The following is a 19,166-nucleotide window of genomic DNA, read 5'->3' on the forward strand; positions in this document are numbered from 1 at the left end:
TCCGGCTCCGTCCGGTTTCTCCATCTTGAACCATCTCAGGGAGGCGCCACATGTTCGCAGTGCATCGCGCATTCCCTCGCATGGTGTCGCGACCGTCGGCCCGTCCGCCACGACCGATGAGGCCATAAAGCCGCCGCGTCGTCGCTGATGCTGGGGCGCCTCGACAGGCGCGCCGCGTTCATTCCGGACAGTCCGTTGTTCCGTTGCCGTTGCCTGCCGTCGCGTTCCCGCGCGGATTCCGGCCTCCGCTGGCTGTCTACCCTTTTTCGTTTCTGACTGGAACCTCGGCGCGCTCGTGCGTCGCCGGGTCGAAAGCAAATGGCCAACAGAAAACTCGACTTTCGCGGACAAGCCTTCAAGGATGTCCTCGGCTTCACCTTCCGTCACTGGGCACAACAGCCGTGGCGCATCGTCGTGATCACGGCGCTCGCGCTGCTCACAGCGGGCGCCGACATCCTGACGCCGGTCTTCGCCGGACGTCTCGTCGACGCGATCGCTGCCGGTCCGGCATCGTCGGCGCCCGTCTGGCACCACGCGCTCGATGCCTTCGGCGTGCTTGCCGCGCTTGGCCTCGCCGTGACCCTGCTACGCCAGGGCGTGTACTTCAACATCATCCGCTTCACGCTGAAGATGATGAGCGAGATCGCCGCGCGCGCGTTTCATCGCGTGCAGCGCTTTTCGACCGACTGGCACGCGAACAGCTTCGCTGGCTCGACCGTGCGCAAGATCACGCGCGGCATGTGGGCGCTAGACCTGCTGAACGATACGCTGCTGATCGCGCTGCTGCCATCGCTCGTGATGCTGGCCGGTGCGACCGCGCTGCTTGGTTGGCGCTGGCCGATGATGGGCGTCGTCGTCGGCATCGGCTCGCTGCTGTACATCGGCGTGACCGTGACGGTGTCGCTCGGCTTCGTCGCGCCATCCGCGCGTCTCGCGAACGCCTGGGACACGCGCATGGGCGGCGCGCTCGCCGATGCGGTCAGCTGCAACGGCGTCGTCAAGGCGTTCGGCGCGGAAGCGCGCGAGGAAGCGCGCCTCGCGCACGTGATCGGCAAATGGCGGCAGCGCACGCGCCGCACGTGGGTGCGCGGCACGCTCAACGGCGGCCTCCAGGGCGGCATGCTGGCCGCGATCCAGGCCGCGATTCTGGGCGTGGCGCTGCTGCTGTGGGCGCGCGGCGAAGCGAGCGTCGGCGACATCACGTTCGCGCTGACGATGTTCTTCATGCTGCAAGGCTACCTTCGCGACATCGGCATGCACATCCGCAACCTGCAACGCTCGGTCAACGACATGGAGGAACTGGTGTCGCTCGAAAGTCAGCCACTCGGCGTCGAGGATCGTCCCGGCGCCGGCCCGATCGCGATCCGCGTCGGTGAGATCCGCTTCGAGCACGTGTCGTTTCATTATGGCGCGCACAGCCGGCCGCTCTACGACGACTTCTCCCTACGCATCGCGCCGGGCGAGCGCGTCGGGCTGGTCGGTCATTCCGGCTCGGGCAAGACCACCTTCATCAAGCTGATCCAGCGCCTTCACGACATTTCGGGCGGCCGGATCACGATCGACGGTCAAGACATCGCGCAGGTCCGGCAAGCGTCACTGCGCAGCCAGATCGCGATCGTCCAGCAGGAACCTGTGCTGTTTCACCGCTCGCTTGCTGAGAATATCGCGTATGCACGGCCAGGCGCGAGCCGCGCCGACATCGAGCGTGCCGCGCGGCTCGCGAGCGCGCACGACTTCATCGCCGCGCTGCCGAATCGCTACGACACGCTGGTCGGCGAACGCGGAATCAAGCTATCGGGCGGTGAGCGTCAACGCGTCGCGATCGCGCGCGCGTTTCTCGCCGACGCACCGATCCTGATCCTCGACGAAGCCACGTCGAGCCTCGACAGCGAAAGCGAAGTGCTGATCCAGCGCGCGATGGAGCGGCTGATGCAAGGACGTACGACGCTGGTGGTCGCGCATCGGCTGTCGACGGTGCGAGCACTCGACCGGCTGCTGGTGCTCGACAAGGGCAAAGTGATCGAAGAAGGCAGCCACGACGCGCTGATCAAACGCGACAACGGCTTGTACCGTCGCTTGTTCGAGCGTCAGGCGCTGGAGTTGATCAAGGGTCTCGGCGAGCCGGAGCGCGTGCGCGAGACGGCAGAGTTCAAAGCCGACCGGGTCGGCGATTCCGGTTTGCTGGTCGGCTAGCGCGACGCAGGGATGGATTAGCCGCCGCGGCAAGCCTCGCCACGCTTAACGCCACTAGCCTCGCAGGAATGGAAGGCCCGCCGCGCTAAACCACGCCGGCGGGCAGCCCGATACCACGCGCCATTCCGGTCGCGGCAAACACCATCAGTACCAGCAGAACGGTCTGGATCACGCTGAAATGCGCGTAGGAACGCGCCCTCTTCAGATTTGGCGCCGCGCCGCTCCGGATCGACGCGCGCCAGCGCATCAGGCCGAGCATGGTGGGCACCTCGAGGATCAGGATCAGCACCAGAAACGCCATCTTCACGTGAAAGAGCGGCTCGTGCAGGTAGTAGTCGGCGCCCTTCTCATACCCGCCGAACACGCGCATCAACCCGGTCACGATCAGCACCAGCGCGGCGATGCCCCAGCCTGAATCAGCACGGAACACCGAACGCAACGCGGCGGGCACCGACGCGCGACGCAGCGACCACGTGCGCCTGAGAATCGACGCGAGCGCAAAACCATAAGCGAGCAGATGAAGGGCGGCAAGCAACCAGCGAACCAGCATGGCGACTCCTGCGAAAGACGCAATACGATCGATGAGTGTTTCCCACGCCCAGCTGTAGGCCGGGCGCCGTGATTGCATTATCGGCGAAGCTTCGCTTCGGGATGCGTGCATCGGTCATGCGACGTGCTTAATAGCACAAAACGTGCTGCGTCAGACCTGACGCAGCGTCGTGTCGAGCGCGCGGGCGGCGACGCGATCTCCTTCGGTCGTCAGCGGGGCGCGGAAAACGGTCTGCCGGTTATGACCCGCGGCGGCCGGCGAATCCCACAGCAACTCAACCTTCGGACGTACGCCGAACGCACTGCGCGCAAGCGACGGCGCCGCGACCGAGTTCATCGGCGCCGCTGACGCACCGGCCTCGCTCGCCGCGCCGAAAGCAACCACGGGCGCCGGCCTCGCGCGCGTATCGGAACCGCTCGCCCAACGCACCGACAACTCGCGCGCGTCATATTGCCCGATCTTGCGCCGCTCGGCCCACACGACGACGGTGCGCGTCAGCGGATCGAGCGACACGGCATAGCGGCCGATCGCGAAACGCCGCGCCGCCACATTGGTACGCCACAACGGCAGCGGCCGGCAGATCCACAAGACCATCGCGTACAGCACCGGCGCCGCGACGAGCCAGCCGTTGGTGGCTGCGACCGCCTGCATTGCGCGACGCCAACCGGCGCTCGCGACGAACGCGCCGACCGACCACAGCGCAAACAGAAACCCGAGGAACGCGAACAGGCGCAGTGCCTGCCGCAGCCATTGCGGCAACGGATGAAACGGACGCTCGGCGACGGCGCGCGCGCCCGGCAGAAAGATCAGCAGGAACAGAAAGACGAGGTTGATACATGCCCATGGCGAAGATGCCATCGCGGTCAGCGCGGTGGTCACGTTCATCTCGGACATCGAGAAAAGCCAGCGGGCGGCGAGCACGAGACCGATGGCGCGCAACGTAAAAATCGTTCCGGCGCCGGGCGCGGCGTTCGCACGCGTCTCCTTCGTTCTCGCCAAGGCATCCTCCTGTCGTCGGCGCGCCGCAGCCCATTTTGCGGCACGGCCATTATAGGGATATTACCGAGACTGGCTCGTTCGCGCCGCGCGGAAATCCGAATTTTCAGTTGCGCGCCGACGAAAAACGCGGCGCATGCAACAACGCCCCGCGGGCGACATGCCAGCGGGGCGTCGAAAGCAGCGAAGGAAGTTTACAACCGGTCCTTGCTGCCAGGTCTTTCTAATGCGAATCAACTATGGCGAATCAACTATGGCGAATCAACTACGTCGAATCAACTACGTCGAATCAACCGCCAATCAGCCCGCGTTGACTTCGCGCAGCACCGTGCGATGCTTGCGTCGAAGCAACTCTTCGTACGTGGCGACGTAGTTCTGCGCCATCACCTTCGACGAGAAGCGGGATTCGAACGCCTTGCGCACGCCAGCGCGCGACAGCGTGTTCAGACGCTTGACGGCAGCGACCGCGCTGATTTCGTCTTCGACGACGAAACCCGACACGCCGTTTTCGATCACTTCGGGCACCGAACCGCGATTGAATGCGATCACCGGCGTGCCGCAAGCCATCGCCTCGATCATCACGAGACCGAACGGCTCCGGCCAGTCGATCGGGAACACCAGTGCGTGCGCATTGCCGAGAAACTCGCGCTTTTCAGCTTCGCCGATTTCGCCGATGTACTCGACGTATGGCAACGACATCAGCGGCTTGATGACTTCTTCGTAGTAGGCACGGTCGGCCTTGTCGATCTTGGCGGCGACCTTGAGCTTCATGCCTGCCTGCCCGGCAATGCGAATCGCCCTGTCAAGCCCCTTCTCCGGCGAGACGCGGCCCAGGAATGCGAGGTAGCTGGGCTCGACGTCGGGAATCGGCTTGAGCACGTCTTCCGGCAAACCGTGATAGACGGTTTCCAGCCAGTGCGCCTGAGGCAGCGGACTGCGCTGGTTGTCAGAGATCGACACGACCGGCACGTCGCTGAACGTGTTGAAGATCGGCTGCAGTTCCGGCAGATCGAGACGGCCGTGCAGCGTCGTCACGAACGGCACCGGCTGACGCGCGAACAGCGAGAAGGGGTAGTAGTCGATGTGGAAATGCAGCACGTCGAATTCGTCCGCGCGGCGGCGCACTTCTTCGAGCAGCAGCATGTGCGGCGCCATCACGTCGCGAATCGTCGGGTCGAGGCGCAGCGCCTGCGGCCAGAAAGCTTCGAGCTTCGCCGAGGTTTGCGAATCGCCGCTTGCAAACAGCGTGACGTCGTGGCCTTGCTCGACCAGAGCCTCGGTCAGGTAGGACACCACGCGTTCCGTACCACCGTACAGCTTGGGAGGAACCGCCTCGTGCAGCGGAGCGATTTGAGCGATTCGCATAATGACGAACTCCTAGTAAAAAATCAGGCAAAAGTACTGCATTTGGAAAAAGCGACTCGCTTGCTCGCCAGGGCAGTCTGGCCGGAGATGCCGGCGCGGGCCTGATTCTTTTGAGAAATCCTGCGATGGATCGCTTCGGTAACGGGCTCAGACAAATGGACCAGCGTCTGCGCATGTGCGAGTAAACGCGCACCGTGCACCTACGTTGACAAACTGTCAGAAAATTTGCCGGCCTAACGAGCATGCATTATCGATGCCCGGATGGTTGCCGCAGCGCGGCATTTCAAAGTCTTTACGTTGTTACAACCACGAAACACTTTGCAAACCCTTGTTTTCTAAGACAGTTCTAAAGTGTCCATGAAGTTTCCGCGACGCAGGCGCAACCTTGTCTGTGAACTCCCGTGCGTCAATCTTGCCGATAGGAATGCAAAATTGCCGCGGCGCGGTTGAATGCAATTTGTAATCATATCTCGAAATTTTCCGCAATCTGCCTGAATGCCCCGACGGCTGGTGTCGAGATCATGCAGATCGTGGAGGTCCATCGCGAAATCAATCGCGTCAAAGCCCGGATACACAGGGCGCAATCGCCTTTGCATGTTTACAATGCGAAGCATCGGCTTCACGGAGAGCCATGCTTGTCCGTGTAGTCGGCGCTTTGCATGCACAACCCGCAACACATCGATCTCAGCTCAATTGGAACACTTGACCATCGCCCAACGTAACGCCCAGAACGCAAAGCTCGCGAGCTATGCGCACCGGCCGCTTGCGTTTCTCTTCCGCTTTATCCGCCGCCATCCGCTCGCGCATGCGATCGTGTTGTGCAGCGTGTTTGCGGCCGTGGGCTGTGCACTCGCTTCGCAATATGCGATCAAACATCTGATCGACGTGCTCGCCGGCGGCCGGCATCATCCCGGGCCGCTGTGGGGCGCGTTCGCGATCCTCGTCGGCCTGATCGCCGCCGACAATATGTTGTGGCGGGTCGGCGGCTGGTTCGCCGCCCACACATTCGTCGCCGTGACGGGCGATCTGCGGCGGGACCTGTTCCAGTACCTGAGCGGCCACTCGCCGACTTACTACGCCGAAAAGCAGCCCGGCATGCTGGCAAGCCGGATCACCGCGACCTCGAACGCCGTCTACACCGCCGAAAACACCACCGCGTGGAACGTGCTGCCGCCTTGCATCGCGGTGCTCGGCGCGATCGTCATGATCGTTGCGGTGAACCCGCTGATGGCGGCCGGCCTGATGCTGTGCTCGGCTATCCTGGCGGTTGTGCTGTACAAGCTCGCGGGCCGCGGCTCCGCGCGCCACCATAATTTCGCGACCAAGGCGGCATCGGTCGACGGCGAACTTGTCGACGTGATCAGCAACATGGGCCTTGTGCGCGCGTTCGGCATGACGTTCCGCGAACAGCGCCGTTTTGCGTCGACGGTCAAGTCGGAAATGGACGCGCGCCAGCAAAGCCTGCTCTATCTGGAGAAGCTGCGTCTGCTGCACGCCGTGATCACCGCGTTGCTGTCGGCCGGACTGCTCGGCTGGGCGCTGTGGCTGTGGGACCAGGGCCGCGCGACCTCGGGCGACATCGTGCTCGTCAGCTCCCTCGGCTTCACGATCCTGCACGGCACGCGCGACCTCGCCGTCGCGCTCGTCGACGTCACCCAGCATGTCGCGCGACTCGCGGAGGCCGTGCGCACGCTGCTCGAACCGCACGGCATGCCCGATCGCGACGACGCAACCGAACTCGTGCCGCAGGGCGGCCGCGTCACGTTCGACAGCGTCACGTTCGCCTATGCGCGCCGGCGGCCGATTCTCGATCACTTCGACCTCGATATCGAACCCGGTCAACGCGTCGGCCTGATCGGCAAGTCGGGCGCCGGAAAATCGACGGTACTTTCGCTGTTGCAACGCTTCTACGAAACCCAGGGCGGCGCGATCAGGATCGACGGCCAGGACATTGCATCGATTACCCAGGACAGCCTGCGCCACGCGATCGCGCTGGTGCCCCAGGACATCTCGCTGTTCCATCGCTCGGTGTACGAGAACATCGCGTATGGCCGCCCGGACGCGAGCCGCGAGGAAGTGCTCGCGGCCGCGCGCGAGGCGCGTTGCGCGGACTTTATCGATGCGATGCCGGAGGGCTACGACACGATCGTCGGCGACCGCGGCGTGAAGCTGTCGGGCGGCCAGCGCCAGCGCATCGCGATCGCGCGCGCGATTCTGAAGAACGCGCCGATCCTGCTGCTCGACGAAGCCACGTCCGCGCTTGACAGCGCGTCCGAAGAAGCGATCCAGAAGGCGCTCGACCGGCTGATGGTCGGCCGCACCGTGATCGCGATCGCGCACCGTCTGTCGACGCTGAACAACTTCGACCGGATCATCGTGATGAGTGCGGGCAAGGTCATCGACGACGGCACGCCGGAAGAACTGCGTCAGCGTCCGGGCCTCTATCGCGATCTGCTCGCGAAGCAGTATGGCAAGGGCCAGACGCTGCATATCGGCGGCAAGAAGGTCGACGAACAGCACGTAGCCTGAGTCACGCAGGGTCCGCGCACTGCGTGTCGCATGAAAAAGGCCGCTCCCTGGAGCGGCTTTTTGCTGTCTGGCTCGCGGCCCGGCTTGGCTTAGCCGGCCGCGCTCTCGCGCGCCGCCCTCTTGCGCGCGGCGCCCGCCCTACCCAACGGCGCGCGCGCCTTCGCGCTTCTGGCACGCTTCGCGGCATCGACATCCTGCAGATCGCGCATGAAGTTATCGCGCCACACCGACACGTTGTTCTCGCGAAGTTGCGCCATCATGTCGCGATAGCGTGCCTGGCGCTCGGCGAGCGGCATGCCGAGCGCCTGCGCGAGCGCTTCGGCCATGCCGTCGATATCGACGGGATTGACGATCAGCGCGCCGTCGAGTTCCTGCGCCGCGCCCGCGAAGCGCGACAGCACGAGCACGCCGGGATTCTCCGGATCCTGCGCCGACACGTATTCCTTCGCGACGAGGTTCATGCCGTCGCGCAACGGCGTCACGTAGCCCACGTGAGCGGTACGGAACAGCGCCGCCAGCACCGGGCGCTCATACTGTTTGTGGATGTACAGAATCGGCGTCCAGTCCAGCTCGGCGAAACGTCCGTTGATCCGGCCCGACTCGCCTTCGAGCTGCAGCCGGATGTCCTGATACGCGTGCAAGTCGGCGCGCGTCGGCGGCGCGATCTGCAGGAACGACACCTTGTTACGCTGCGCGACCGTATGTTCGAGCAGGCGTTCGAACGCGCGGAACCGCTCGACTAGCCCCTTCGAATAATCGAGCCGGTCGACACTCATGATCAGCTTGCGCGAATGCAGCGTTGCCTTCATCGTACGCACCGGCTTGCCACGCTCGCCCGCCTTCGCGAGCTCGGCGATCTCGTCCGGATAGACGCCGATCGGATACGCCGAGGCGCGCAGCGTGCGGCCGAACGCATGCACGGTGAGCGGCCCTTTCGCCGATGCGTCGATCGAGCCGCCCGCCTCGTTGACGACGTAGTCGCAGAACGCGCGCAGATCGGGGCCGGTCTGGAAGCCGAGCAGGTCGAATGAACACAGCGCCTCGACGAGCTCGCGATGCGGCGGCACCGACAGCAGCACCTGCGAGGCCGGAAACGGAATGTGCAGGAAAAAACCGATGCGATTCTTCACGCCTGCCGAGCGCAGCGCCTGCGCGAACGGGATCAGGTGATAGTCGTGCACCCAGATCACGTCGTCGGCGTGCAACAGCGGCACGAGTTGCTGCGCGAGCCACGCGTTGACGCGGCAGTAGCCTTCGAAGTCGTGCCGGTCGTACTGGAGCAGGTCGGATCGATAGTGGAACGCGGGCCACAACGTCGCGTTCGAGAAACCGCGGTAGTACTGGTCGTAATCGCGGCGCATCAGCGGGACGGTCGCGAAGGTCACCGGACCGCGCTCCTCGACCTTGATCTGCGGCTGGCCGGAGGTGAGCACGTCGCCGCTCCAGCCGAACCACATGCCGCCGGTTTCCTTCAGCGCGTCGTACACGCCGACCGCCAGACCGCCCGCCGCCGGGCCGCCCTCCGAAATGGGCGCCACCCGGTTCGAAACAATGATCAGTCGGCTCATCAAGCGCGATTCCCGATGCAGTATGTTGTTTTCGTTGAACGGGGCGCCGGCGTCATGCGCCGCGCGCCGCCGCGACGATCGTTTCGAGCCAGTCGAGCAGTGACGACACCGATTCGACACGCGCGTGCGCCATCGTTTCGCCCGCGCCGACCTTGATCGACAGACCGCCGCGCTCGTTGACGACCGCGAAGCCCTTCTCGTCGGTCAGATCGTCGCCGGCGAAGATCGGCGTGCGGCCGGTGAACGGCAGCTCGTCGAGGAACGCGCGCGTCGCGCGGCCTTTGTCGACGTCCTTCGGCTTGATCTCGTAGACCATCTTGCCGGGCTGCAGAACGTACGAAGCGGGGTAATCGGCGACGAGCCGCTCAGTCGCCGCGCGCGCGACCGGCTCGCGCTCGGGCGCGTTGCGGTAGTGCAGCGCGAGCGCCGCGCCCTTGATCTCGAGCAGCATGCCCGGATGTTCGTTGACGACCTGCGCGAGCACCTGCTCCATGCGCAACAGGCGCTCGTCGTGAAAGCCGATGCGCTGCGTGTCGCCATTCGCATCGCGCCGCTCGGCGCCATGCAGACCGGCGACCGGCAAATCGGGCATGCCGAGAAAACTGTCGATGCTGTCGATGCCGCGCCCCGACACCACCGCGACCGCGCCATTCGTCAGACTGCGCAGCTCGCGCAGCAGGTCGATCACGCGCGGCTGCACCAGCACGCCGTCCGGGGTGGGGGCGAGTTCGACGAGCGTGCCATCGAAATCAAAGAAAAATGCCGTCTCGCTCGGAGACAGAACAGCCGGAAGTGCTTGCATCGCGTAGGTTCGCCTTTCAGCCATCGATGGCCGGAAAAGTGTGCGCATCTTACCGCGCATCCATCAATTTTTCGAGAAAGTAAGCCGGGACTCAAGCCCGGCGGGCAGTCTGTGTGGCTGTTTGCGTCGATTGCGTTCAAAAGCGCAACGATCGGATTTCACCCGGCTTTCAGCCAGCTGCGTCAAATTGACTCGCAAACCGTGCGCCCGGCGTGTCGCGCGACGCTGGCGTCGATTTTGCGCTACAGTCGCTGCCACGCGGCCCCCTCGGCGGTATGCACACCGTTGCATGCGCTCCCTCAATCGTGTGTCGCGCGCGAATCTTGCGCGCCATGATCAGGTGACGGTGCGCCTCCTGCTCCATCGATTCGTGTTGTCTGCTCTTCAATCGAGTCATTGAACCCTGCTTTGTTCCCGATCCTTCCACCCCAGCGCCCGCAGTTAAAGCTGTCCCGCTCACGACCCAGGCGAACTACGCACCGGTTCATGCAAGGGGTGGCACGCCGGTTTGCAGCGGCAGCGTCACTGATTACGCTGGCCGCGCTCGCCGCACTGACCGGTTGCACGCGGCACGCCGAGCCGTGGCAATTGACCGACGTGACCGGCCACCTGCCGGATCTGGATTTCACATTGACCGACGACACCGGCCGCCCCGTCAACGCCGCTTCGTTCAAGGGCCGCGCGTCGCTCGTCTACTTCGGCTATACGCATTGCCCGGACGTCTGCCCGGAAACGATGGGCCGCCTGATGCAGGTGCTCGGCAAGCTCGGCCCCGATGCGCAGAAGGTGCGCATCCTGTTCATCACCGTCGATCCCGCGCGCGACACGCCGCGGGCCTTGCACGACTACGTCGGCGCGTTCGACGCACAGCGCGCCGAAGGGCTGACCGGCACCGACTGGCAGATCGAGTCGCTGGCGAAGCGCTATCGTGTCGCTTATCAGATGGAAAAGCGCGACCCGAACGGCAACTACGAGGTCACGCACAGCTCCGCCGTCTATGTGTTCGACAGCCAGGGCCGCGCTCGCTTGCTCGTCACCGATCACGACACGCCCGATGCGATCGCGCAGGACCTGCGCCGCATCATCGATGACCCAACCTGATTCTTATCCCAATCCATTCCATCATGACGTTCAAGCTCAAACCATTCGCTTCCCTCGCCTGCGCGCTCGCGCTGTCACTCGGCGCCGCGTCGGCCGCGCAAGCGGCCGATGCTCACGCGATCAGCATCAAGGACGCGTGGGTACGCTGGCTGCCGAACAACCTGCCCGCGGCCGGCTATGCGACGCTCGTCAACGCGAGCGACAAGCCGATCGACCTCGTCGATGTGTCGAGCGACGACTACGGCGATGCGATGCTGCATCAAACGGTATCGAACGGTTCGACGCAGAAGATGGTGATGGTCGACAAGCTGACGGTGCCCGCGCATAGCCAGGTCGCGATCGCGCCGGGCGGCTATCACGTGATGCTCGGGGACCCGAAGCACAAGATCGCGCCGGGCGACACCGTGCATCTGACGCTGAAGTTCTCGGACGGCGAAACAGTGAGCGCGCCGTTCGCGGTCAAGTCGCCGGGCCAGACCAAGTAAGCGGCAGCCGAGCCGCCGCCGCAGCACGCGCCATCGCCATGAACCTGCTCTACTGGCTCGATCCCTGGGAGTTTTCGCCGACCGTCGTGATCGCGTTGCTGATCCCCGCGATCCTGTTCGTGCGCGGCGCGCGCAAGGCGCGGCTGTCGTTCGCGCGGCGTCTGTCGTTCTGGTTCGGGCTCGTCGCGCTGTATGTCGTGCTGCATACGCGGCTCGATTACTTCTTCGAGCATGAGTTCTTCATGCATCGCTTGCAGCATCTGGTGCTGCATCATCTCGGGCCGTTCTTCATTGCGCTGTCGTATCCGGGCGCGGCGTTGCGGGCGGGGATTCCGTTGCGCTGGCGACAGCGCTTCGTGCGACCCGCGCTGCAAGCAACGCTCGTGCGCCGGGTGCTCGACGTCGTCATGCACCCGGTCGTGGCGGTCACACTCTTCGTCGGGTTGATCTATTTCTGGCTGCTGTCGCCGATTCATTTCGTCGCGATGCTCGACTGGCGGCTTTATCGCGTGATGAACTGGAGCATGGCGATCGACGGCCTGCTGTTCTGGTGGCTCGTGCTCGATCCGCGTCCGGCGCCGCCCGCGCGTCTGTCGCCGGGCAAGCGCGTGCTGGTCGTGATCGCGGCGATTCCGCCGCAGATCGTTCTCGGCGCGTTCATCTTTTTTACGACGCACGAACTGTATCCGATCTACTCGATCTGCGGCCGCGCGTTCACGTGGCTGAGCCCGATGCGCGATCAGCAGATCGGCGGGCTCCTGCTATGGATTCCGGGTTCGATGATGAGCGTGATCGGCGCGCTGATCGCGCTGCGTCATTGGATGCGGCTATCGTCGCGCGGACGCCTGCGCGCCGAGCGGCGCGCCAAAGCGGCGCGCGGGCTCACGCATGCGGCGTCGACGACCACGAACGTGCCCCGCTGATCCGTTCGCGTTCACAGCGAACGCATCCACACATGCGGGATGCCGTCTTCGTCGTGAATCTCCGAGACCGGCCTGAAGCCGAACGCGCCGTAAAAACCTTGCAGATGCGCCTGCGCGTGCAGACGGATCGGCGTATCGGGCCACTGTGCATGGATTTGCGCGAGCGAGCGTTCGAGCATCGCATTGCCGAGACCTATGCCGCGAAACGGCGCGGTCGTCAACACCCGGCCGATGCGCACATCGGCATCCGCCGCATCCGGCAACAACACGCGCAGATAGCCGGCCAAGGGCGGCAGCGCCGTATCGTCACCAGTGCCATACGCGAGCAGATGCCAGGCTTCGATGTCGAGCCCATCGATATCGCCATACACGCAGTTCTGTTCGACGACGAACACCGCGCTGCGGGCGGCCAGCATCTCATAGACTTCGACGCCGGTGAGGTCCACGAACGGCTTCCAGCGCCATTCGAGTCGGGCGAGCCGCGCGGCGGCGGTGTACTGCGAATCAGTCATGGGTAGCTTTCAGGGTCAATGCGCGACAGCGCGGGCAACGATCCGCAATTATGCCGCGCGTGCCCGTCTCGGACTATCGCGCGGGTCGGGTGGCGGATTAGCTGTGTACGGTCGCGAAATCCACGCACGCGCTTAGAACATCGCTTGCACGGGTCGCGTGAGACAGTCGGGCAGATTGCCGGGGCCGCACAGATGCAGCGCGCCGACGACCACCAGCGTGCGCTCGCGCGCGTCCGGCAATTCGTTCAGCCGCGCGGCCCACGCGCGGTTGCGCACGTCGAGGATCGCCTGACGGATGCCGGGCAGATTGAACATCGGCGATTCGACGGCGATTTGCTGTATCGCGTATAGATCGCCGTCCAGCCACGCCGCGTGCATCCGTTCGAGCGTGCGCTGCGGCTCGCCGCGGTCGGCCATCAGCATGTCGAGCGCAGCGGCGATGGCTTCGAGCGGAATCGATTCGAGCGCGACCGCCACGTCCTGCGCGGATTCGAGATAGCGATACGGCTTCGCCTGCGCGATCGCCGAGCGCAGCATGCGCGGCTCGACACCCTCGCCGACCTGCTGCAACAGCGTCGGCGCGACGATCAGCGCGGCCCACGGACGCAGTGTTTCAAGCGGCGCGAGCAGATCATCGGTCGGCCAGAGCGCCTGCAACTGCGTCCAGGCTTCGTCGCGCATCAGGGGCCGCAATTGCGCGGCGTCAGGATGCGCGTCGGCTTTGAGAAACGGCAGGATTGTCGCTGCGTCGGACTCGAATACGAGCGCGTCGGCCCAGTCATAAGCTTCGGCGACCCATGGCGGCGTTCGACGGCTCGTTGCGGGAAACAGATGCATCGAGCCGAGCAGGCGGACCCGGGTGCCGGTGAGTTGGAAATACATGCGGCTTGAATGAAAACAGGCGATGACGATGCAGCGATTCTATCGCCCGATCTGGATGCGTCGCGCCGGCGCGCGTTGGGCATGTCATCTGCTCGTGCCGGACGCACCGTTCATCCGAATGCGCTGTGCTCCCGCGCGAGCCAAAATCAACAGCGACAAATAACGATAGAGCAATAAATGCGGCGACATCTCACACGTTTGAATGCCGATTATTGGCCGCCTTTTTTGAACGACTCGAGTCCGGTCGTATAGCGCTCGTTTCTCACACCATTGCTGCCGTAATACTCTTCCACTGATTTCGCGCAACGCCCGACTTCCGGCACATACCAGAACGCCTTGTACGTGCGTCCGGTCGCTTGAACAGGGCCGATTTTCTGCGCATGCGTGATCATCGCGGTGTCGCCCTGCTCGACCTGCGTGGCTTGCGTGACCATCTGCCGCGGCTCGAGCTGCGCGACCCAGTCGCCTTCGGATTCGATCTTGATCGCCTGGAATTTGCCGGCGGGCACTTCGACGGTTTCCGTTCCGAGCACCCGATACTGCGAGTTCCACTTCTGCGAAGCGAATACCCGGTTCGGATGCTGCTCGGAGTATTCGACGTTCCAGGTCTTGCCCGGCGACAACGGAAACGCGAACGGCCGGTTCACGACCGTACCGGTGCCATTCACGCTGCGCTCGCGGCTCCAGTCCGCCTCAGCAATCACCTCGCGCGGCGCTTGCGTCGAGCCCGCAGCCTTTGATTCGAAATAGATGTGCGACGACGTCGCGCGCAGCACTGTCACCTGCTCGTGCGTCTGGTTCCAGCCCGACGGTCCTCTTTCGCTCGTCGACGTGTATGTCCACGTGTCCCCGGCCTTGACCTCGGGGGCCGGCGCCGATTGCGCGATCGCCGACAACGGCAAACCGAGACTCAGCAGAATGGCGGCGGCTCTGATTTTTTGATAGGTCGAATATAGGTTTTATGTGCAACGAACAACATCGCCGACCACTTTACATCAACGTCGCTGGAACGGTGCCATCCCACGGCGAATTGACCGCACTGGTAATCACAATGCAAATTCGAAAGAAAACAAAATGCTACTGAAAGACAACAAAAAACGAATGATAACCAGACCTGCCATTCGGGCGGCATCGAGCGCGTTGATATCGTCCGCATGCGGCGGAGGGTTCTTCCAGCAATTTTGCGATTGACGGCAAGCACGTCGAGTCTAAGCGATGCGCACAGAAACGATGACAGCTTTGCGCTCACGTCGAACGGTGGACTGCATTGTGTCGAGGGAAGCTCTCGTTCAACGCGAATTCGGCGGGCGCTCTGTCGGTCAGCTCGAGCAGCACCTGTGACCACCGTCGGACGAAAAAAGGTACGGAAAAAGAAAAGCCCCGACGAGTCGGGGCTTTTACTTTACATCAAAGACTGGAGGCGCGAGCCGGAGTCGAACCGGCCTAAACGGCTTTGCAGGCCGCTGCATAACCGCTTTGCTATCGCGCCGCAAGCGGACTGGAACCTAGACACGGTTCGCAGATTTTCCGGTAGTGACCAGAAGAACCAAAGCTCTGGAAAGTTCAGAACGACCGGCCTTCCAAACAAAAAGGGAAGCGCTGCTTCCCCTGATGGATGGAGCGGGAGACGAGGCTCGAACTCGCGACCTCAACCTTGGCAAGGTTGCGCTCTACCAACTGAGCTACTCCCGCATTGAACTGCTTCACACCCCGCTGTGTTTTTACTTCGCCAAACAACGCGATGCTTCGAAAACTGGAGCGGGAAACGAGGCTCGAACTCGCGACCTCAACCTTGGCAAGGTTGCGCTCTACCAACTGAGCTATTCCCGCGTTGCAGTGCATTTACTGCCACTGCTTTACTGCGTCTCCGGTGTTTCGCGTTGCGTGCATCGGAGAAACGAGATTATGGAGAAGCGACTGAAACGTGTCAACCCCATTTGCCCACCTGTTTTAAAGAAAATATTTCTCTCGTAGTTGCATGGGGTTCGAACATACTTTTGCGCCAACGCGCCCTTCCTTTCACCGTCACGCAATGCCGCTGCGCTCGCGAATCTGCGGCCACGCGAGCTTCATGTAGTACAGCATCGACCAGATCGTCAGGAACGCGGCCAGATAGATCAGCCACAGGCCCCATACGCGCGTATCGACCGTCAGGCCGCCACCGAGCGGCAGCGGGCCATAGAAAAGGAGCATCGGAATTGCGACCATCTGGCACGCGGTCTTGAATTTGCCGAGCGAGTTCACCGCGACGCTCTTCGACGCGCCGATCTGCGCCATCCATTCGCGCAGCGCAGAGATCGCGATTTCGCGTCCGACGATTACGAGCGCGATCGCCGAATCGATCCGCGTGAGCTGCACGAGCACGAGCAGCGCCGCGGTCACCATCAGCTTGTCGGCGACCGGATCGAGAAACGCGCCGAATGCCGAGGTCTGATTCCATTTGCGGGCCAGAAAACCGTCGAACCAGTCGGTGAGCGCCGCCAGGATGAAGATCGTCGCGGCCGCGAGATTGCGGTGCGCGGGGCTCATCATCATGTCAGGCAAATAGAACACACCGACGACGAGCGGAATCAGCACGATCCGCAGCCAGGTCAGGAATATCGGAAAATTAAACGGCATGGGGCAGGCGCAGCGTCTGACGAGTGAGTTGCAATTGTGCCGTGTCACAAGGCCTGCCACAAGCAAGCGGGCGCGAGCATGGCCGTGCGCGGCGACAAGCGGACCGCGCCCGGCGCGTGATTCGCGCGGCCGACGCATCCGCAGTGCGACGCCTTAGGTCCGGCGAGCCGTCATTCCGAAAACAGCGCGGTTCGGCCCGCAAATTCAATGCAGTTGCCGGTAGATCTGCTCGGCGAGCGCCTGGGAAATGCCTTCGACGCTCGCGAGATCCTCGACGCTCGCGGCCACCACGCCGCGTAAGCCGCCAAAGCGCGCGAGCAGGCGCTGACGCCGCTTCGCCCCCACGCCTTCAAGTTCTTCGAGCCGCGAGGTCTGGCGCGTCTTGCCGCGTTTGGCGCGCATGCCGGTGATCGCGAAGCGGTGCGCTTCGTCACGGATCTGCGCGACCAGCATCAGCGCGGCGCTTTCCTTGCCGAGTTCGAGCGGCGTGCGGCCGTCCGCGAAAATCAGCGTCTCGAGACCCACTTTGCGCCCCTCGCCCTTCGCGACGCCGACCAGCATGCCGGTATCCAGCCCCAGTTCCGTGAACACCTGCCGCGCGATTTCCACCTGCCCCTTGCCGCCGTCGATCAGCACGATGGTCGGCAGCACGCCGCCGGCCGCGGCCGGCTCGGCGGCATCGGCGGCGAGCGACGGATCGGCGGCCGCGTCGCTTTGCGATTCGGCGGCTTCGTCGCTCGCATTCGCGGCGGCTTGCGCGACCATCTTCTCATAGCGGCGCGTGAGCACCTGGCGCATCGCCGCGTAATCGTCGCCGGGCGTGATACCGGTGATGTTGTAGCGCCGATACTCGGACGACTGCATCTTGTGATGGTGATAAACGACGCACGACGCCTGCGTCGCCTCGCCCATCGTGTGACTGATGTCGAAGCATTCGATGCGCAGATGCGCCAGGTCGTCGCACTCCATGCCGAGCGTGTCGGTCAGCGCGCGCGTGCGCGCCTGCTGCGAGCCCTGCTCGGAGAGCAGGCGCGCGAGCGCGAGCCGCGCGTTCTGCTCGGCCATCGCGAGCCACGCGCGCCGCTGCCCTTGCGGTTGACGCAGCACCGTCACCTTGTGGCCCGCCTGCTCGCTAAGCACATCGACGAGTTCGCGCGCGGGCGCATGGCTAACCACGAGCACCGACGGCACCCGATTGCCGAGGTAATGCTGCGCGATGAACGCTTCGAGCACTTCGGATTCGATGCCGCCGGGCGCGCGGCCCTGGCGGCGCTGCGTAGCAAAGGCCGATTCTGCGTTGCCGTCGGCGCCTTCGTCGCTGAGTCCGTCCGCGCTCGCTTCGGCAGCTTCGTCACTGGTGTCGGCGTCTTCGTCTTCCGCTGGCATGTCCCGCGCGATCGCAAGCGCATCGGCCGAGGCACTGGCCGCTTCGGCCGACGGCGCGGCTACCGGTGCATCCGCCGAAGCGGCATTCTGATCGCCGTCTTCTTCGAGCCCGCCTTCGTCCGCCGTCAACGCGCTCTCCACGTGCGCGGGAAAGTACGCCTTGTCGCCGAGATGCCGCCCGCCACGCACCATCGCGAGATTCACGCAAACGCGGCCGCCCAGCGCGACCACCGCGAGAATGTCGACGTCGCTATCGCTGCCGACTTCGATCGCCTGCTGATGCAGCACCGTCGACAGCGAGCTCATCTGATTGCGCACCGCGGCGGCCTGCTCGAACTTCAGCTCGCTCGCGAACGCATGCATCTTCTGCTCGAGCTCCTTCATCACCTCGCCCTGACGGCCAAGCAGAAAGCGCGATGCGTTGGCGACGTCGCGCGCGTAATCCTCTTCGCTGATGTTCGCGACGCACGGCGCCGTGCAGCGGCCGATCTGATGCAGCAGACACGGCCGCGTGCGGTTGTTGAACACCGAGTCTTCGCAAGTGCGCAGCTGGAACACGCGCTGCAGGATCTGGATGCTCTCGCGCACCGCCCACGCGCTCGGGAACGGGCCGAAGTACTGGTTCTTGCGATCGACCGAGCCGCGGTAATAGGCCATCCGCGGAAACTTGTGGCCAGTCAGCTTCAGATACGGGTACGACTTGTCGTCGCGAAACAGGATGTTATAACGCGGCGTGAGCGCCTTGATCAGGTTGTTTTCGAGCAGCAGCGCCTCGGCCTCGGAACGCGTGACCGTCGTCTCGACGCGCGCGATGCGCGTGACCATCATCGCGATGCGCGGCGACAGCTGCGTCTTCGTGAAGTAGCTCGATACGCGCTTCTTCAGATCGCGCGCCTTGCCGACGTAGAGCACCGCGCCGCTCGTGTCGTAATAACGGTAGACGCCGGGCAGATGCGGCAGTTGGACGAGCACTTTTTTCGGCTCGAAAGTGTCGGGGGCGTCGGCTGCTTCGGGTTCGGTCATGCGGGGTCGATTGGGGTGGGACGGTCTCGCGCTGCCTCGCCGCTTGCACCGATCGCACCGATCGCACCGATTGCGCCGGCTGGTGGCCGGCATCGTGCACCGGAGGTCGTGTCGCGCGTCGCGCCATGCTGCCGCGTGTGGGGCAAACGGCGCGCGCGATCGCGAGCGAGGCTTTAGAATCGCCAGTTTAGAACATTCCGCGTTGGTTCGAAGCCGCTCCGCGTCGCCGGAG

At 64.0% G+C, this 19,166-nt stretch carries 15 protein-coding genes and 3 tRNA genes; 5 read left to right on the forward strand and 13 right to left on the reverse strand.

Features of this window, described 5'->3' with window-relative positions; all coding sequences use genetic code 11:
• Positions 1-318: 318 nt before the first annotated feature.
• Positions 319-2,193: an ABC transporter ATP-binding protein gene (locus OKW43_RS26900; RefSeq protein WP_187634835.1), complete on the forward strand. Its 1,875-nt coding sequence runs from the start codon at positions 319-321 to the stop codon at positions 2,191-2,193.
• 85 nt (positions 2,194-2,278) lie between these two features.
• Here the strand turns inward: OKW43_RS26900 and OKW43_RS26905 are convergent, their stop codons facing one another.
• The 3 genes from OKW43_RS26905 to OKW43_RS26915 all read right to left on the reverse strand — a co-directional run bounded on the left by OKW43_RS26905 (position 2,279) and on the right by OKW43_RS26915 (position 5,104).
• Positions 2,279-2,743 (reverse strand): DUF2214 family protein, encoded by a 465-nt coding sequence (locus OKW43_RS26905; RefSeq protein WP_187634834.1) that lies wholly within the window; start codon positions 2,741-2,743, stop codon positions 2,279-2,281.
• A 150-nt stretch (positions 2,744-2,893) separates the two neighbouring features.
• On the reverse strand, positions 2,894-3,742 hold the full coding sequence (locus tag OKW43_RS26910) for a hypothetical protein (protein WP_429450789.1): 849 nt from the start codon (positions 3,740-3,742) through the stop codon (positions 2,894-2,896).
• Between the two features lie 297 nt (positions 3,743-4,039).
• Positions 4,040-5,104, reverse strand: coding sequence for a glycosyltransferase family 4 protein (locus OKW43_RS26915; protein WP_429450791.1), 1,065 nt, complete (start codon positions 5,102-5,104; stop codon positions 4,040-4,042).
• 693 nt (positions 5,105-5,797) lie between these two features.
• Between OKW43_RS26915 and OKW43_RS26920 the strand changes: the two genes are divergently transcribed.
• Positions 5,798-7,633 (forward strand): ABC transporter ATP-binding protein, encoded by a 1,836-nt coding sequence (locus OKW43_RS26920; RefSeq protein WP_187634831.1) that lies wholly within the window; start codon positions 5,798-5,800, stop codon positions 7,631-7,633.
• Positions 7,634-7,722: 89 nt separating this feature from the next.
• Here OKW43_RS26920 and otsA read toward each other — a convergent pair whose 3' ends face one another.
• On the reverse strand, positions 7,723-9,201 hold the full coding sequence (gene otsA, locus OKW43_RS26925; protein ID WP_187634830.1) for an alpha,alpha-trehalose-phosphate synthase (UDP-forming): 1,479 nt from the start codon (positions 9,199-9,201) through the stop codon (positions 7,723-7,725).
• 52 nt (positions 9,202-9,253) lie between these two features.
• Positions 9,254-10,003 carry a trehalose-phosphatase gene (otsB, locus tag OKW43_RS26930; RefSeq protein WP_187634829.1) on the reverse strand — a complete coding sequence of 250 codons (750 nt, stop codon included), beginning with the start codon at positions 10,001-10,003 and terminating at the stop codon, positions 9,254-9,256.
• Between the two features lie 366 nt (positions 10,004-10,369).
• Here otsB and OKW43_RS26935 point away from each other — a divergent pair, with 366 nt between their 5' ends.
• From OKW43_RS26935 to OKW43_RS26945, 3 genes are read left to right on the forward strand one after another with little or no spacing between them, the layout of a single operon-like run.
• On the forward strand, positions 10,370-11,104 hold the full coding sequence (locus tag OKW43_RS26935) for an SCO family protein (RefSeq protein WP_376776369.1): 735 nt from the start codon (positions 10,370-10,372) through the stop codon (positions 11,102-11,104).
• A 23-nt stretch (positions 11,105-11,127) separates the two neighbouring features.
• The gene (locus OKW43_RS26940) at positions 11,128-11,589 is read left to right on the forward strand and encodes a copper chaperone PCu(A)C (RefSeq protein ID WP_429450795.1); all 462 of its coding nucleotides are present in this window, start codon (positions 11,128-11,130) and stop codon (positions 11,587-11,589) included.
• A 38-nt stretch (positions 11,590-11,627) separates the two neighbouring features.
• A complete protein-coding gene (locus tag OKW43_RS26945; protein ID WP_187634826.1) occupies positions 11,628-12,512 on the forward strand; it encodes a cytochrome c oxidase assembly protein in 885 nt (294 codons plus the stop codon).
• Positions 12,513-12,523: 11 nt separating this feature from the next.
• Here the strand turns inward: OKW43_RS26945 and OKW43_RS26950 are convergent, their stop codons facing one another.
• The 8 genes from OKW43_RS26950 to uvrC all read right to left on the reverse strand — a co-directional run bounded on the left by OKW43_RS26950 (position 12,524) and on the right by uvrC (position 18,934).
• Positions 12,524-13,024 carry a GNAT family N-acetyltransferase gene (locus tag OKW43_RS26950; protein ID WP_429450797.1) on the reverse strand — a complete coding sequence of 167 codons (501 nt, stop codon included), beginning with the start codon at positions 13,022-13,024 and terminating at the stop codon, positions 12,524-12,526.
• Positions 13,025-13,156: 132 nt separating this feature from the next.
• Positions 13,157-13,906: a TraB/GumN family protein gene (locus tag OKW43_RS26955; protein ID WP_187634824.1), complete on the reverse strand. Its 750-nt coding sequence runs from the start codon at positions 13,904-13,906 to the stop codon at positions 13,157-13,159.
• A gap of 209 nt (positions 13,907-14,115) precedes the next feature.
• Positions 14,116-14,808, reverse strand: coding sequence for a hypothetical protein (locus OKW43_RS26960; RefSeq protein WP_246530095.1), 693 nt, complete (start codon positions 14,806-14,808; stop codon positions 14,116-14,118).
• 513 nt (positions 14,809-15,321) lie between these two features.
• A tRNA-Cys gene (locus OKW43_RS26965) sits at positions 15,322-15,395 on the reverse strand.
• 127 nt (positions 15,396-15,522) lie between these two features.
• Positions 15,523-15,598 (reverse strand) — tRNA-Gly (locus OKW43_RS26970).
• Positions 15,599-15,660: 62 nt separating this feature from the next.
• Positions 15,661-15,736: transfer RNA gene (locus OKW43_RS26975), tRNA-Gly, on the reverse strand.
• 195 nt (positions 15,737-15,931) lie between these two features.
• A complete protein-coding gene (gene pgsA / locus OKW43_RS26980; protein WP_187634823.1) occupies positions 15,932-16,525 on the reverse strand; it encodes a CDP-diacylglycerol--glycerol-3-phosphate 3-phosphatidyltransferase in 594 nt (197 codons plus the stop codon).
• A gap of 204 nt (positions 16,526-16,729) precedes the next feature.
• Positions 16,730-18,934 carry an excinuclease ABC subunit UvrC gene (uvrC, locus tag OKW43_RS26985; RefSeq protein ID WP_429450801.1) on the reverse strand — a complete coding sequence of 735 codons (2,205 nt, stop codon included), beginning with the start codon at positions 18,932-18,934 and terminating at the stop codon, positions 16,730-16,732.
• Between the last annotated feature and the right edge of the window lie 232 nt (positions 18,935-19,166).

This window comes from Paraburkholderia sp. WC7.3g (genome assembly GCF_050436345.1).
GTDB classification, from domain to species: domain Bacteria; phylum Pseudomonadota; class Gammaproteobacteria; order Burkholderiales; family Burkholderiaceae; genus Paraburkholderia; species Paraburkholderia podalyriae.